Genomic DNA, 13,194 nt, shown 5'->3' on the forward strand with positions numbered 1-13,194 from the left:
CCTGCTCAGTCCCGCGCGAACAGCCCCAGCAGCCCGCCGCGGTGCGTGGGCTCGCGCCGCGCCGGCTGATCGGGCAGGTCCGGCAGCTCCTCGGTGTGGATCCACGCCTCGAACAGGTCGGTGAGGTCCTCGCCGCTCTCGCGGGCGACGTGCGCCTCGAACATCTCCGTGGTCACCGAGCCGCCCCTGTGCTGCGCGAGCCACGACTGGATCATCGGGAAGAACGTCTCGTCGCCCACGCGCTGGCGCAGCGCATGCACGGTGAGGGCACCGCGCTTGTAGAGGCGGTCGTCGAACATGAGCTCCGGGCCGGGGTCGGCGATCAGCAGGTCCTCGGGCAGCTCGGCGAGGGACGCGTGATGCTGACGAGCCTCCTCCTCGACGGTGGCGCGGCCGCTCTCCTCCGCCCACAGCCACTCGCAGTAGCAGGCGAAGCCCTCGTGCAGCCAGATGTCCTGCCAGCGCTTCAGGGTTGCGGTGTTCCCGAACCACTGGTGGGACAGTTCGTGGGCGATCAGCCGCTCCGCCTCCCAGTCGCCGGCGAGGTGGTTGCGGCCGAAGGTGGACAGCGCCTGGGACTCCAGCGGGATCTCCAGCTCGTCGTCGGTGATCACCGCGGTATAGGAGGGGAAGGCATAGGGGCCGAACATCCGCGCGAACAGCTCGAGCATCTGCGGCTGCTGCGCGAAGCCGTGCGCGAGATCCTTCGCCCCGACGCCTGAGGGGACCAGGGACCGCACCGGCACGGCGCTGCCTCGGTGCTTCACCTCGGAGTAGCGGCCGATCTGGACGGTCGCGAGGTAGGTCGGCATGGGCACGTCCTGGCGGTACGTCCAGGTGGTGGCGTTGCCCTTGCGGCGCTTGCCCTGCAGCTCGCCGGAGACGGCGACGTGGTAGGCGGGGTTCGCGGCCAGACTGATCTCGTAGGTCGCCTTGTCGTCCGGGCGGTCGTTGCACGGGAACCAGGACGGGGCGCCGTGGGGCTGCGCGGCGACGATCACCCCGTCGGTCAGCTCCTCCCAGCCTGTCGCGCCGTGGACGCGCGCGCGGACCGGGCGGGGCTTGCCGCCGTAGCGCACCTCCACGCGCACCTCCCGGCCGGCGGGGAACTGCTTCTTCAGCACCAGGTCGCCGCCGCGGTGGGTGTGCTTGACCTGCTTGCCGTCGACCTTCGTGGCGGCCACCTGCAGGCCGTGCAGGTCCAGGTGCAGGGAGTCGAGGTCCTCGTGCACCTGGCAGGCCAGGGTCGCGGTGCCGTCCAGGCGGTTGGTCTCGACCTTGTAGGTCAGGTCGAGGTCGTAGTGGCGCACCGAGTAGGAGGCGTCACCGTGGCCGGGGAGGTACGGGTCGCTGCCGGGGTGGGTGCTGCTCATACGCGCTCCTGCTCGTCCTGCTCGTCCTGATCGTTCTCGACGTCCTCGTCCTGCTCGTCCTGCGCGGCGTCCTCGTCGTCCCAGGGGCCGATGGGGTTGCCGGTCCAGCGGGTGCCGGGCGGCACGCGCTCGCCGCGCATCACGAGGGACACGGGTCCCACGGTCGCATGGCGGTCGATCGCCGCGGCCGGCAGGATCACGCTGCCGGGCCCCAGGGTCGCACCCGCGCCGAGGGTGACGGTGTCCATGCTCAGCACCCGGTCCTGGAAGAGGTGGGTCTGGACCACGCAGCCGCGGTTCACGGTCGCACCGTCGCCGAGGGTGACCAGGTCCGTCTCGGGCAGCCAGTACGAGTCGCACCACACGCCCTCGCCGACCTTCGCGCCGAGCGCCCGCAGCCACACGTTCAGCGCCCAGGTCCCGGCGGTGACGTTCGCGAACCAGGGCGCGGCGAGCACCTCGGTGAACGTGTCCGCCAGCTCCGAGCGCCACACGTAGGCGGTGAACAGGGCGTGCTCACCCGGGCGGTGCCTGCCGATGATCGCCCACTTCGCGACCACCGTGATTCCCGCGGCCAGCAGCCCCGCGAGCATGAGCACCGCCCCGCCGAGCACGAGCGCCAGGACGATCCCGGCCGTCCCGCGCACCAGCAGCGCGTACAGGCCGCCCCACACCGCGACCGGCAGCAGCAGCGCGATGAGCAGTGGCACCAGGCGCAGGGTCTCCACGATCCCGCGCTGGACGAGCAGCTTCTTCGGCGGGTCGTAGGTGAGGGCGTCATCGTGCTCCTCCTCGGCGCGGCGGAGCTTCCGCGGCGGGCTGCCGAGGTACGAGGTGCCGGCCTTCGCGGACTTGCGGCGCGGGGCGGCGGAGAGCACCGCGACGAGGGACTGCTTGGGGACCTTGCGGCCGGCGGCGAGCATGCCGGAGTTGCCGACGAACGCGCGCTTGCCGACCTTCACCCGCTCCACGCGGATCCAGCCGCCGCCGAGCTCGTAGGGGCCCACGAGCGTGTCGTCGGCGAGGAAGGAGTGGTCGCCGACCTGCACGAGGCTCGGGATGAGCAGGGCGGTGGAGATCTCCGCGCCCTTGCCCACCTTCGCGCCGAGCATCCGCATCCACACGGGGGTCAGTCCGCCCGCGTACAGCGGGAACAGCCAGGTGCGGGCCTCGTCCAGCAGTCGCAGCGTCGCCCAGATCGATACGCCCGCCGCGGAGCGCATCGGGTGGTGGCCGGGGGAGATGGCGCGGGCGAGCAGACGGGTGAGGACGAGCACCGCGAGCGCCACGGCCGCGAAGCCGGCGAGCGCCGCGAGCGGCAGCCAGGGCAGGGCCGCGAGGGCCGCTGCGCCGAGGGTGTCCGTGCCGCGCACGGCGGGGATCAGCACGGCGCCGCCCACGAGCACGCCGAGCCCGGGCAGGGCGGCGATGAGCAGGGACAGCGCCCCGTAGGCTAGCTCCCACAGGGGGCGGCGCGGCGGGGCGTCGTCGGACCAGGGCCCGCGCGACTCGGCGCGGTACGCGGCGGGGGAGCCGGACCAGAACTCGCCGGCCGGCACCTTCCCCAGCACCGCGGAGCCGGGGGCGATCTCGGCGTCCCGGCCCACGCGGGCGCCGGGGCCGAGGGTGCTGCGGGCGCCGATGCGGGCCCGCTTCCCGATCCGCACCGGGCCGATGCGCAGCACGTCCCCGTCGATCCAGTACCCGGCCAGGTCCACCTCCGGCTCGATCGAGGCGCCCGCCCCGATCTCGAGCATCCCGGTGACCGGCGGCAGGGAGTGCAGGTCCACGTCCTTGCCGAGTCGCACCCCGAGCAGGCGCGCGTAGTAGGGGAACCACACGGCGCCCGAGAGGGAGGTCGCGCCGAGCTCGTCCTGGACGTGCTCGGCAAGCCACAGCCGCAGGTGGGCGCTGCCGCCGCGGGGATGACTGCCGGGGGTGACCTTCCGCAGCAGGATCCGGGCCAGCAGCGCGGCGAGGGTCATCCTCCCGGGCGGCAGGATGAACACGAGCGCCATCGGGATCACGAGCCACAGAGGGAACGCGACGAGCCAGGGCACGTCCGTGAGCGCGGCGAGCACGGTGGAGACGAGCATCAGCCAGGAGATGCCGCGCAGCGCCGCGAGGGTGCGCAGCGGCACGAGCGCGAGGAGCTGCGCGATCTGGGTGCGGCGGCGCAGCGGCGCGACGGTGCGGGTGCTGCGCTGGGCAGTGGAGTCCATGGCGTCCAGGTGCGCGGCGAGCGCCGCGACCGTGGACTGCTGGTACACGTCGCCGACGGTCAGCTCCGGGTGCTGCTCGCGCAGGCGGCTGACCACCTGCGCGGCGGTGAGGGAGCCGCCGCCGAGGTCGAAGAAGTCGTCCTTGCCGGAGGTGACCTCGGCGCCGAGCACGTCGGCCCAGATCTCCGCGATCCAGGCGGCGGTGCCGGAGAGGTCGGCGCTGCGCTCGGAGGAGCCGGGCAGCGGCCACGGCAGCGCGTCGCGGTCGATCTTGCCGGAGGTGCGGGTGGGCAGGTCGTCCACGACCGCCAGGCGCGGCACGAGCGCGGCGGGCATGCGCTGGCGCAGCAGGCCGCGCGCGATCTCGGCGTCGTAGGTGTCGTCGACGGTGAGGTAGCCGACCAGGAGCTTGTTGCCGGTCTTGCTGGAGCGCACGGCGGTCGCACCGCCGACCACGCCGGGCAGGCGCAGCAGCTGGTCGTCGATCTCGCCGAGCTCGATACGTCGCCCGCCGAGCTTGATCTGGTCGTCGGCGCGGCCCGCGAACAGCAGCCCGTCCGGGTCGTTGACCACGATGTCGCCGGAGCGGTAGGCGCGCTCCCAGCCGAGGCTGGGCATGGGGGCGTACTTCTCCGCGTCCTTGGCGGGGTCGAGGTAGCGGGCCAGTCCCACGCCGCCGATGATCAGCTCGCCGCTCTCTCCGGGGCCGACGGGTTGGCCCTGTGCGTCCACGACCGCGAGGTCCCAGCCGTCCAGGGGCAGGCCGATCCGCACGGGCGGGGTGCCGTCGAGCATCGCGCCGCACGCGACGACCGTCGCCTCGGTGGGGCCGTAGGTGTTCCACACCTCGCGGCCGGTGGCCTGGAGGCGGGCGGCGAGCTCGGGCGGGCAGGCCTCACCGCCCATGATCAGCAGCCGCACCTCCGTCAGCGCCGAGTCCGGCCAGAGGGAGACGAGGGTGGGGACGGTGGAGACGATCGTGATCCGGTTCGCCTCGAGCCAGGGGCCGACGTCCACGCCGGAGCGCACGAGCGACCGCGGCGCTGGGACGAGGCAGCCGCCGTACGCCCAGGCCAGCCACATCTCCTCGCAGCTCGCGTCGAACGCGACGGACAGCCCCGCCATCACCCGGTCGCCGGGCGCGATCGGTGCGTCCTGCAGGAACATCCGCGACTCCGCCTCGACGAAGGCGGCGGCGTTGCGGTGGGTGACGGCGACGCCCTTGGGCTTGCCGGTCGAGCCGGAGGTGAAGATGACCCAGGCGTCGTCGGCGGGGGACGGCGCGCGCGGGGTAACGGGAGCGCCCGGCTCGACGGGCACGTCGGCCGACGGGGCTCCGGCCGACGGGGCGCCGGGGGCCGGCGCGATCCCGGCCCAGGGCGCGGCGGCCGTGGGGGTGATGACCAGGCCGTCGCCGATCACGGCGAGGGCGGCGGACTCCTCGAACACGACGCGGGCGCGCTCGTCGGGGTCGTCGGCGTCGACCGGGACGTAGGCGGCGCCCGCCAGCAGCACCCCGAGGATCGCGACGTACAGATCGGTGGTGCCGGAGCTGATCCGCACCCCGACCTTCGCGCCGGGCCCGGCGCCGAGCGCGGCGAGCCGCCCGGCGACCTCGAGGGCCGCTTCCTCGAGCGCCGCATAGGAGAGGACCTCGGCGCCGGCATCGACCGCGGGGGCGTCGCCGTGCCTCGCCACGACGCCGCGGAAGATCTCGACCAGGGTGGACGGGGTGGGGGCGCGGTCGCCGGCCTGGAGGGAGGGGAGGAGCGCGGGATGCTGGGCTGTCACACGCGGATTCTCGCCCACGAAGGTGAACAGCGTCCTCCGCCGCTTTCCCGTCTTTCCGAGCCTGAGGGCGAGATCACGACGAACCGCGTGGTCGCGACTCTGACCAGCATGTCGGTCCCGAAATACGGGACAAGTGTGCGCAATCGGCTACATTGTGGGTGTAACATCTCCCCCTTCCCCAAGAATGAACGGAGTCTCATCATGGGCCTTCTCTGGCTGATCATCTCCTGGCTCATCATCGGCGCGATCATCGGGCTGCTCGCCCGCGCCGTCATGCCGGGCAAGCAGGGCATGAGCCTCGGCATGACCATCGTGCTCGGCGTCATCGGCGCCGTCGTGGGCGGCTTCATCGGCGGCCTGTTCGGCGGCAATGGCATCTCGGGCATCATGAACAACCCGTGGAGCATCGGGACGATCCTGCTCGCCGTCATCGGCGCCATCATCGTCATGGTCATCTACGGTCTCGCCACCAAGAACCGCGCCTGACCCCTCCGGGCCGCGGCGGATCCGCGCCCGACCACCGCAGCGCCGTCCCGGGATCCCCGGGGCGGCGCTGCGTCGTCGTGGCTCTAGACCGGCACGTCGGCGATGCGCGTCCCGATGCGGCGCACGTCCAGGCGGCCCGAGGACCAGCGGGCGACGTCGGCCGCGAGATCCTCCAGCAGTGACGGATCGAGCAGCACCGTCAGGCGCGCCGAGCGTGCCCCGTACTCGGTGGGCTCGACCTGCGCGCCCTGGGAGGCGGCCCAGATCCTCACCGCGTTCTCGGCGATGCCCACCTCGGCGGGGGAGACCTCGAGCTCGGCGACGGCGAGCTCCGTGCGGCGCAGCAGCGTCGCCGCGGCGACGGCCTGCTCGATCCCGGCGGTGTAGGCGCGGACCAGTCCGCCGGCCCCCAGCTTCACCCCGCCGAAGTAGCGGATCACGATCGCGAAGGCGTCCACGAGATCGGCGTGCAGGAGCGCCTGCAGCATCGGCATCCCGGCGGTGCCGGCCGGTTCGCCGTCGTCGTTGGAGCGGTGCATCTGCGCGCGCTCGGGCGTCTCGCCGAGCACCAGGGCGGTGCAGTGGTGGCGCGCATCGGGGTGCTCGGCCCGGGCCGTGCGCAGAAGTGCGTCGGCCTGCTCGACGTCCTCCACCCGGTGCAGGCGGGTGAGGAAGCGGGACTTCCTCTCCACCAGCTCGGTCTCGACGTCGGCGGCGAGCACGCGGGGATCGGGCATGGGGACGAGTGTATGAGCAGTGCGATCGGGCGGTGCGGAGCACTAGATTGGTGCACGTCGCCGGGTGGGGGCGTCGGCATCCTCCCTGCGGCAGCTCGTGCCCTTCCGGCGATCGTGTGGAGTGTCCCCGATTTTTCGGAGTGTGGTTTAGGCTGCGATTCCTGTGAGTGTGCGATGTCCTTTGTCCCATTCGGCTGGGGTGAGGTATCCCAGGTGTGAATGGCGGCGCTGTCTATTGTAGTAGTGTTCGATCCAGGTGAAGGTCTCTTTCCGCAATGTGGACAGGTTTACCCAGGGGCGGGTGTGGATGAGTTCCTTTTTGTAGGTCGCGAAGAAGGACTCGGCGACGGCGTTGTCGAAACAATCCCCGGTGCGACCCACGGAACGCCGGATGTGGTGGTCCTTACAGTACGTGGCGAATTCGGCCGATGTGAATTGAGACCCGCGGTCGCTGTGAAAGATGATTCCGGCCGGTGGCCGGCGGCGCGCGATAGCCAGCGTCAGTGCCTCGATGACAAGGTCGGTGCGCATGTGGTCGGCCAGTGCCCAGCCCACAACGGCTCGGGAGTGCAGGTCGATGACTATGGCCAGATACGCCCAGCCGTTCCAGGTCTTGATGTAGGTGATATCGGAACACCACTTCTGGTTCGGCCGCTCGGCTGTGAAGTCGCGCCCGATCAGGTCTGGGGCCGGCGCCGGGTCCGGGCCGCTGGTGGTCGTGCGCTTCCAGGCACGGGGGTGGCGTCCGCGCAGCCCGGCGGCCTGCATGAGGCGAGCGACGCGATTCTTGCCGACCCGTTCGCCCAGGGCGCACAGCTCGGCATGGATCCGTCGAACACCAGGGTTGCCGCGCAGCCGCCGGTAGGCCTCGGTGATGATCGCCAACAGGCGATCGTTGTCCTGATCGCGTGGGCTGGGCCCCCGGCCACGCCAGGCATAGAACCCGGAGGGCGACACGGCCAACTGCTTGCACATGAAATCCACCGGATACTCGTCACGGTCAGCCCAGTCCGCGATCGCGGCGTACTTCACCGCTGGTCTTTCGCGAACCAGGACGCTACTTTTTTTGCGAACTCCGCCTCCATGCGGGCGTGTTTGACTTCCTCCCGAAGCCGGATCAGTTCCTCGCGTTCGCTCTCTGACAGTGGCTTCTCGGGACGTTTCCCGCTCGAGTCACGCGCCTTCTTCACCCATTTACCCAACGTCATCTCGTGCACGCCGATATTCCTGGCGGTCTCGGCGATGCTGTGGCCATCATCCAGGACCAAGCCTACCGCGGACGCCTTGTACTCCTCCGTGAACGATCTCCTCGTCGAACCCATCACGACTTCCTTTCAGTTCAGAAAGGAATCACGACTTACCCCAACTATCCACCAAACCGGGGACGGTCCAGTGCCGGGCCGCGCCCTCCCAGGAGCTCACATGTCGCAGCACCCGTCCCAGCCCGCACCGCAGTACATCCCGGCCGCCGCACCCGCGAAGAAGCCGTCGAAGGCGCCGCGGATCCTGCTCATCGTGGGTGGCGTGATTCTGGCGCTGAGCGTGATCATCGGGGTGGTGGTCGCGGTGATCGGCTTCCGCGGCGTCGCGGCGGACGCGGCGCAGATGGAGATCGTCTCCGGCACCGGCACGCTCACTGCCGAGGCCGGTGACAGCTACCAGCTCTATGTCGAGCAGGGCATGTCGGCGCCGATGTGCGTGGTCGACGGGCCGACCCCGGAGGCGGTGGGCAGCGGCACCTCCCAGACCAGCACGGTCACCTTCCAGGGCTCCGCCTGGGAGTCCTTCGACTCCTTCACCGCCACCGAGGCGGGGGAGTACTCGGTCATCTGCGACGGGACCGTGGCGGTGGGCCCGCCCGTCTCCATCGGCGGCATCTTCACCGGCATCGGCGGGATCTTCCTCGCCATCGCGGGCGGCGGACTCGGCCTGCTGCTCATCCTCATCGGCGTGATCCTGCTGATCGTGCGGCGGAGCGCGACCCGATGAGCGCGCCTCGGGGCGGCGAGCTGCCTTTCCCGCTCGAGCCGGGCGAGCAGCTGCTGCGCAGCGGACGCGCCAACATGCAGCGCGGCGCGGAGACCGTGGGCGGGACGCTGCACCTGACCAGCGACCGCCTAGTGTTCGTCCCCCATTCACTGAACCTGAGCTCCACCCCGTCCGGGCTTCGGCTCGCCGACATCGCCGCGGTCGCCCCGGCGTGGACGAAGCTGCTCGGCGTGCTGCCGCTGGCGAACAACTCCCTGGCCCTCACCCTGCGTGACGGGAACGTGGAGAGCTACGTCGTCCCCGGTCGGAAGGACTGGATGGACGCTATCGACCGGGCCCGCAGAGGTGACGCGTCGGTGCGCTGAGGCGGCGCTGACGGGCGCTGATCCTCGCCCGCGGTCACGGGATCTGCACACGCCCCGCCGGGGCCTGCACGGGCTCGCCCCCCGGGGTGTGCCTAGACTCGTCGGCCGATGAGCTCCACTACCGAACGGTCTCTTCCTGCCTCCTCGACCCCGGCCTCCCCGCCGGGCGCACGACAGACCTGGATGGACCTGCTCCGCGGCGGCGCGGTGCAGCTCGTCATCGCCCACCACCTGCGACTCGTGCAGGAGATCTGGGACGGCGCCGCCCCGCACACGATGGCGATCCTCTCTGAGGGAACGATGCCGTTCCGGATGCCGGCGCTGCTGTTCGCCTCCGGCCTGCTGCTCGAGCGGTCGCTGCGCAAACCCGCCGCCCGCTACCTCTCCGGCAAGGCGCGCAGCCTGCTGTGGCCGTGGCTGCTGTGGTCCGCGCTCATGCTGCCCATCCTCGGCGGGGAGAACGCCCGTGAGCCGCTGTGGTGGATCAACGGGATGTACACCTGGTTCCTTCTGGCGCTGTTCCTCTACCACCTGATCGGCCTGCTCGCGCGGCGGATCCACCCCGGCTGGCGGGCGCTCGCGAGCGTGGCGGGCTGGACCGCGATGCCGCTGCTCGGCCTCGCCCAGGACGTCGCGGGGCTCCGCCCCGACAAGTTCCTCTACTACGCGGCGTTCTTCTTCGCCGGCGCCGCCGCGCACCGGGTGCTCGCCGTGCGCACCGTCCCCTGGGCGCTTACCCTCCCGAGCCTCGTCATCGCTGCCGGCTGGGCCGCCTACGCCGTGTACCTCGACGCCGACCCGGATGTCCCCGTCCTCTCGCAGGTCGTGGTGCTGATCGGAGTGCTCGGCGCGATCGGCGTCGCCCAGCACCTCCCGCGGATCGGGATCGTGCGCGGCATCGAATGGCTCGGCCGCAACTCGATCGTCCCCTACCTCGTCCACCTGCCGGTGATCGAGCTGCTCGCCCGCCACACCGACGTCCCCGCCGGCTGGCCCGCCTACCTCGCGGGCTTCACGATCGTGATCGCGATCTGCGTGCTCGCGATCCGGCTGCGGCCGGTCACCTCGTTCCTCTACGTCTTCCCCCGCGGCCGACGGGGGAGCGGTGCGGGCGCGGCCGGGTCCTCTTCGGCGACCGTCGCTGCGCCCGTGACTGAGCCCGTGACCGCGTCGGCGGGGGAGCGTCGCTCACCGGTAGGATGACCGGGTCCGCCTGGCGGGCAGGGGCCTGTAGCTCAGTCGGTAGAGCATCGGACTTTTAATCCGCGGGTCGAGGGTTCGATCCCCTCCGGGCCCACCGCAGGTCAGACCGGAGAAACTTCCTCTAGGGGAAGCGCTTCGGGCCGGCGTTGACAGCAGTGTTGACAGCAACGCGGCTGTGCGGGCGCGGCGGGAGACGGGATGACAGCAACGGAACCCGCCACGGACAGAGACGGAGTCCAGTTCCGGCTACGCCGTGAGCGATCCTCTGAGAAGCTCTCGTCATGAACTCTCTGGATCAGAGAAGACGCACGGCGGCCGAGTCCCTCAGCAACTACACCTCGCCCGGGGGCGGATACGCATTCCGCACCTACGATGTGCGGCCGGCTCATCGTGACGAGGGACTGCTGCCCGAGGACATCCTCGCCGCGAACCTGTTGAGTCTCCGGCTGACCGCTAGCGATGTCATCCCGCTGTTCGCCGAGGGAGACGGTGCTCCGCAGAGACTGCTTGAGGCGATGAACAACGCACTTGCAACGCTTAGGGAGGCGCGCCCGTTCGAGGCTCACCCGAGCACTTCCGACCTCGATCAGACGTTGGCTGCCCTAGCTGCCGCCAATGAGGCAGCGAAGGGGGTGAAGGGGTGGACCAGCGTCACTGTGTCCAAGGTGCTTCACCGGCATGCCCCGCAGATCGTGCCCATCATCGACTCGCGGGTGCGGAGCTTCTACGGCGTCAAGAAGAGCCAAGACCAGATGCTCTATCACCAGCTTTGGAGCGATCTTCGTGAGAACAAGGGCTGGCTCACAGAACTCGGGCAGGACTATTCCACCCCTGACAAACGTGAGCTCTCCTTGCTCCGCGTCGCCGACATCATCATCTGGATGCCGAGCAAGGACCCTGACGCGCCCACCGTCGACGAACTGGCACCCGACACCTGGGATCGTGAAGGACTCGAGGCGCGAGGGTGGGAAGGATTCACCCCGCTCGCAACCCTCGATTCTCGCGAAGTTCCTGCTGTGCCGGGCGTCTACGTGGTGCTTCGAGATGATGTCTCAGAGCCGGAGTTCCTTCCGGAGCGCCCTCAAGCATCGGATAGGCAGGCATACAGCTACACCGGATCCGACCTGCGCTCTCGGTGGGTTCCGGATGCGAGTGTCCTCTATATCGGTCAAGCGGGAACGAGCCTCCGGACGCGCCTTCGGCAGTATCGAAGATTCGGAGAGGGCTCTGGGCTAAATCACAAAGGTGGGAGGTCGATCTGGCACTTGGCGGACGCCGACCGCCTGACTGTCGCATGGCGTCAGCTTCCCGTCGTCTTCGACGGGCTCGGAACGGGGACTGCCGAGTCAGGGCTTATCAGAAGATTCAAGGAAGCTCACGGTGGCTCGAGGCCTTTCGCAAATCTGGTCGGCTAGCGCCCGCTAAGGATTTGAGCACGGCGTCCGGGCAGCCGTCCCAGCGGTCGCTGAAGTCCTTGGCGATGGCCAGTGCGACGGGGAGCTCGTGGCTGTCGGCGACGGTCACGTTGAATCGCAGTGCCGCCGTCTCGAGCGCCATCCGGAAGTAGTGGCAGACCGTCCGCAGACCCCACAGCTCTTTCAGGATGGCCGCGACGTCGTCGTGTCTGAGATGCTGTGGCACCGGTACCGCGACGACTTCTTCGGCGATTGCCATCAGCAGCTCGACGGTGAGCCGGCGATGGCCGCAGCCGGACCATTCGAGGCCTTCGGACTCCTGCTCTCAGATGGCGGCGACGCTCACCTGCTCCGGAGAGGGGCCGTCATCGACCAGCGGGAGGCGGCGCCACGCATCGTCAGCGAGGGGAGGGACGCGAGAAGGGTCGAGACCGAGGCCGGAGCTGGTTCGCTTCTCGCCATCGGGCTGGAGTCGTCGTGAACGGAGCACCTTTGCTCCGAAGCCCTGGTTCCGTATCGGTCGACACTGACCGATGCGTTCGTACACTTCCTCAGTCTCGATGCGGACGCGGTTATAGTTCTCGTCGCCGAAGAGGGCCACGGTCCCTGCGAACGGCTCCCGGTGCCACAGCCCCGTGTTCGCGAGATACGCGTACTCAGACACTCCGTCGTCAGCGACGATGATGCCGCTCTCGTCGGGGTGGTGGTCGTGGAAGACGCGGTAGAAGTCGACCATCGTCAGGCGTCGCCGAGCAGCAGCGCCCAGGATTCTGCGTACTTCTCCGCGAGCCGGCTCCTGGTCGTCTCGTCGAGCAGCGCGGCGCGCTCCGGATCGGTGTTGTCGATGAGGTCTGCGGTCTTCACGACTCGAGCCACTGCATGGGTGCGGATGGCCGCGAAGTAGTCGGTCCGTGCGACGTCGGGCTTCTTCGTCAGCCGGTCCACTGCCTCGACGACGAGCTGAGGGAATCCCTGCTCGCGCAGATCCTCGAGGGTCACGTCGGTGTCTTCGACGACGTCGTGGAGCCAGGCTGCCGCGATGCATTCGGTCCGGAGGTCGGCCGGAGCGATGAGCGCTGCGCGCTCCGCGACGCGACGGGGATGGTCGATGTAGTCCAGGCCAGACTTGTCGGTCTGCCCGGCATGGGCTCGGTGCGCGATGGCTTCGGCGTGTTCGATGGGGTCCAAGGGGAACCTCCTGAGGTTCTATGAGAGTTGACCGAGCACATCGAGGGACGGAGCGAGCGGGTGTCGCATGGGGAATCTCCTCGTCGTTTCGGTCGGTGAAAACGTAGGTGGATGCGCACGAGAATGCAAGATGACCTGCGTATTCGTACTTTCATGTTTTCGCACTCTCGGTCTCTCGTAGTTTCGTATTTTCGGCTCCGAAGAGCGCGTCCATGCGCTTCGCGGACTCGTCCTGGAGGGCCGGGATCACGTGCGAGTAGGTGTTCATCGTGACTGCGATGGCGGAGTGCCCGAGCAGCTCCATGACCACGCGAGGGGGACGCCTTCCGCGAGCAGCAGTGAGGCGCAGGTGTGGCGGAGGTCGTGCAGCTTGACCCGGCGCAGCTTGGCCTTCTTCAGCAGTGCCTCAAAGGCGCGGTTCACAT

14 protein-coding genes and 1 tRNA gene are annotated in these 13,194 nt (G+C 69.7%); 6 read left to right on the forward strand and 9 right to left on the reverse strand.

Features of this window, described 5'->3' with window-relative positions:
* Positions 1-5: 5 nt before the first annotated feature.
* Both HNR70_RS01685 and HNR70_RS01690 read right to left on the reverse strand, forming a co-directional pair.
* On the reverse strand, positions 6-1,373 hold the full coding sequence (locus HNR70_RS01685; protein WP_184324131.1) for a M1 family metallopeptidase: 1,368 nt from the start codon (positions 1,371-1,373) through the stop codon (positions 6-8).
* A complete protein-coding gene (locus tag HNR70_RS01690) occupies positions 1,370-5,386 on the reverse strand; it encodes a Pls/PosA family non-ribosomal peptide synthetase (RefSeq protein WP_184324132.1) in 4,017 nt (1,338 codons plus the stop codon). Before HNR70_RS01690 ends, HNR70_RS01685 begins: the two co-directional genes overlap by 4 nt.
* A gap of 201 nt (positions 5,387-5,587) precedes the next feature.
* On the opposite strand from HNR70_RS01690, the gene HNR70_RS01695 reads away from it, so the two are divergent.
* Positions 5,588-5,872: a GlsB/YeaQ/YmgE family stress response membrane protein gene (locus HNR70_RS01695; protein ID WP_184324133.1), complete on the forward strand. Its 285-nt coding sequence runs from the start codon at positions 5,588-5,590 to the stop codon at positions 5,870-5,872.
* A gap of 83 nt (positions 5,873-5,955) precedes the next feature.
* Here HNR70_RS01695 and HNR70_RS01700 read toward each other — a convergent pair whose 3' ends face one another.
* The 3 genes from HNR70_RS01700 to HNR70_RS15555 all read right to left on the reverse strand — a co-directional run bounded on the left by HNR70_RS01700 (position 5,956) and on the right by HNR70_RS15555 (position 7,931).
* The gene (locus HNR70_RS01700) at positions 5,956-6,609 is read right to left on the reverse strand and encodes an IMPACT family protein (protein WP_184324134.1); all 654 of its coding nucleotides are present in this window, start codon (positions 6,607-6,609) and stop codon (positions 5,956-5,958) included.
* Positions 6,610-6,756: 147 nt separating this feature from the next.
* The gene (locus tag HNR70_RS01705; protein WP_221421069.1) at positions 6,757-7,641 is read right to left on the reverse strand and encodes an IS3 family transposase; all 885 of its coding nucleotides are present in this window, start codon (positions 7,639-7,641) and stop codon (positions 6,757-6,759) included.
* Positions 7,638-7,931: a transposase gene (locus HNR70_RS15555; protein ID WP_221421070.1), complete on the reverse strand. Its 294-nt coding sequence runs from the start codon at positions 7,929-7,931 to the stop codon at positions 7,638-7,640. Before HNR70_RS15555 ends, HNR70_RS01705 begins: the two co-directional genes overlap by 4 nt.
* Before the next feature lie 100 nt (positions 7,932-8,031).
* On the opposite strand from HNR70_RS15555, the gene HNR70_RS01710 reads away from it, so the two are divergent.
* From HNR70_RS01710 to HNR70_RS01730, 5 genes are all read left to right on the forward strand, one after another.
* Positions 8,032-8,598, forward strand: coding sequence for a hypothetical protein (locus HNR70_RS01710; RefSeq protein ID WP_184324135.1), 567 nt, complete (start codon positions 8,032-8,034; stop codon positions 8,596-8,598).
* A complete protein-coding gene (locus HNR70_RS01715; protein WP_184324136.1) occupies positions 8,595-8,963 on the forward strand; it encodes a PH domain-containing protein in 369 nt (122 codons plus the stop codon). Before HNR70_RS01710 ends, HNR70_RS01715 begins: the two co-directional genes overlap by 4 nt.
* A gap of 108 nt (positions 8,964-9,071) precedes the next feature.
* Positions 9,072-10,166, forward strand: a complete 1,095-nt coding sequence (locus HNR70_RS01720) for an acyltransferase family protein (RefSeq protein ID WP_184324137.1) — start codon at positions 9,072-9,074, stop codon at positions 10,164-10,166.
* A 21-nt stretch (positions 10,167-10,187) separates the two neighbouring features.
* Positions 10,188-10,260, forward strand: a tRNA-Lys gene (locus HNR70_RS01725).
* 187 nt (positions 10,261-10,447) lie between these two features.
* The gene (locus tag HNR70_RS01730) at positions 10,448-11,581 is read left to right on the forward strand and encodes a DUF6308 family protein (RefSeq protein ID WP_184324138.1); all 1,134 of its coding nucleotides are present in this window, start codon (positions 10,448-10,450) and stop codon (positions 11,579-11,581) included.
* On the opposite strand, the gene HNR70_RS01735 is transcribed toward HNR70_RS01730, so the two are convergent.
* The 4 genes from HNR70_RS01735 to HNR70_RS16455 form a co-directional block, all read right to left on the reverse strand.
* A complete protein-coding gene (locus tag HNR70_RS01735; protein ID WP_184324139.1) occupies positions 11,532-11,840 on the reverse strand; it encodes a hypothetical protein in 309 nt (102 codons plus the stop codon). The genes HNR70_RS01730 and HNR70_RS01735 overlap by 50 nt on opposite strands.
* Before the next feature lie 66 nt (positions 11,841-11,906).
* On the reverse strand, positions 11,907-12,317 hold the full coding sequence (locus HNR70_RS01740; RefSeq protein WP_184324140.1) for a hypothetical protein: 411 nt from the start codon (positions 12,315-12,317) through the stop codon (positions 11,907-11,909).
* Between the two features lie 2 nt (positions 12,318-12,319).
* Complete coding sequence (locus tag HNR70_RS01745) at positions 12,320-12,769, reverse strand: HD domain-containing protein (RefSeq protein WP_184324141.1); 450 nt, start codon at positions 12,767-12,769, stop codon at positions 12,320-12,322.
* A gap of 264 nt (positions 12,770-13,033) precedes the next feature.
* A complete protein-coding gene (locus HNR70_RS16455) occupies positions 13,034-13,192 on the reverse strand; it encodes a site-specific integrase (protein ID WP_221421071.1) in 159 nt (52 codons plus the stop codon).
* Positions 13,193-13,194 lie beyond the last annotated feature (2 nt).

This window comes from Brachybacterium aquaticum, assembly GCF_014204755.1.
Taxonomy (GTDB): domain Bacteria; phylum Actinomycetota; class Actinomycetes; order Actinomycetales; family Dermabacteraceae; genus Brachybacterium; species Brachybacterium aquaticum.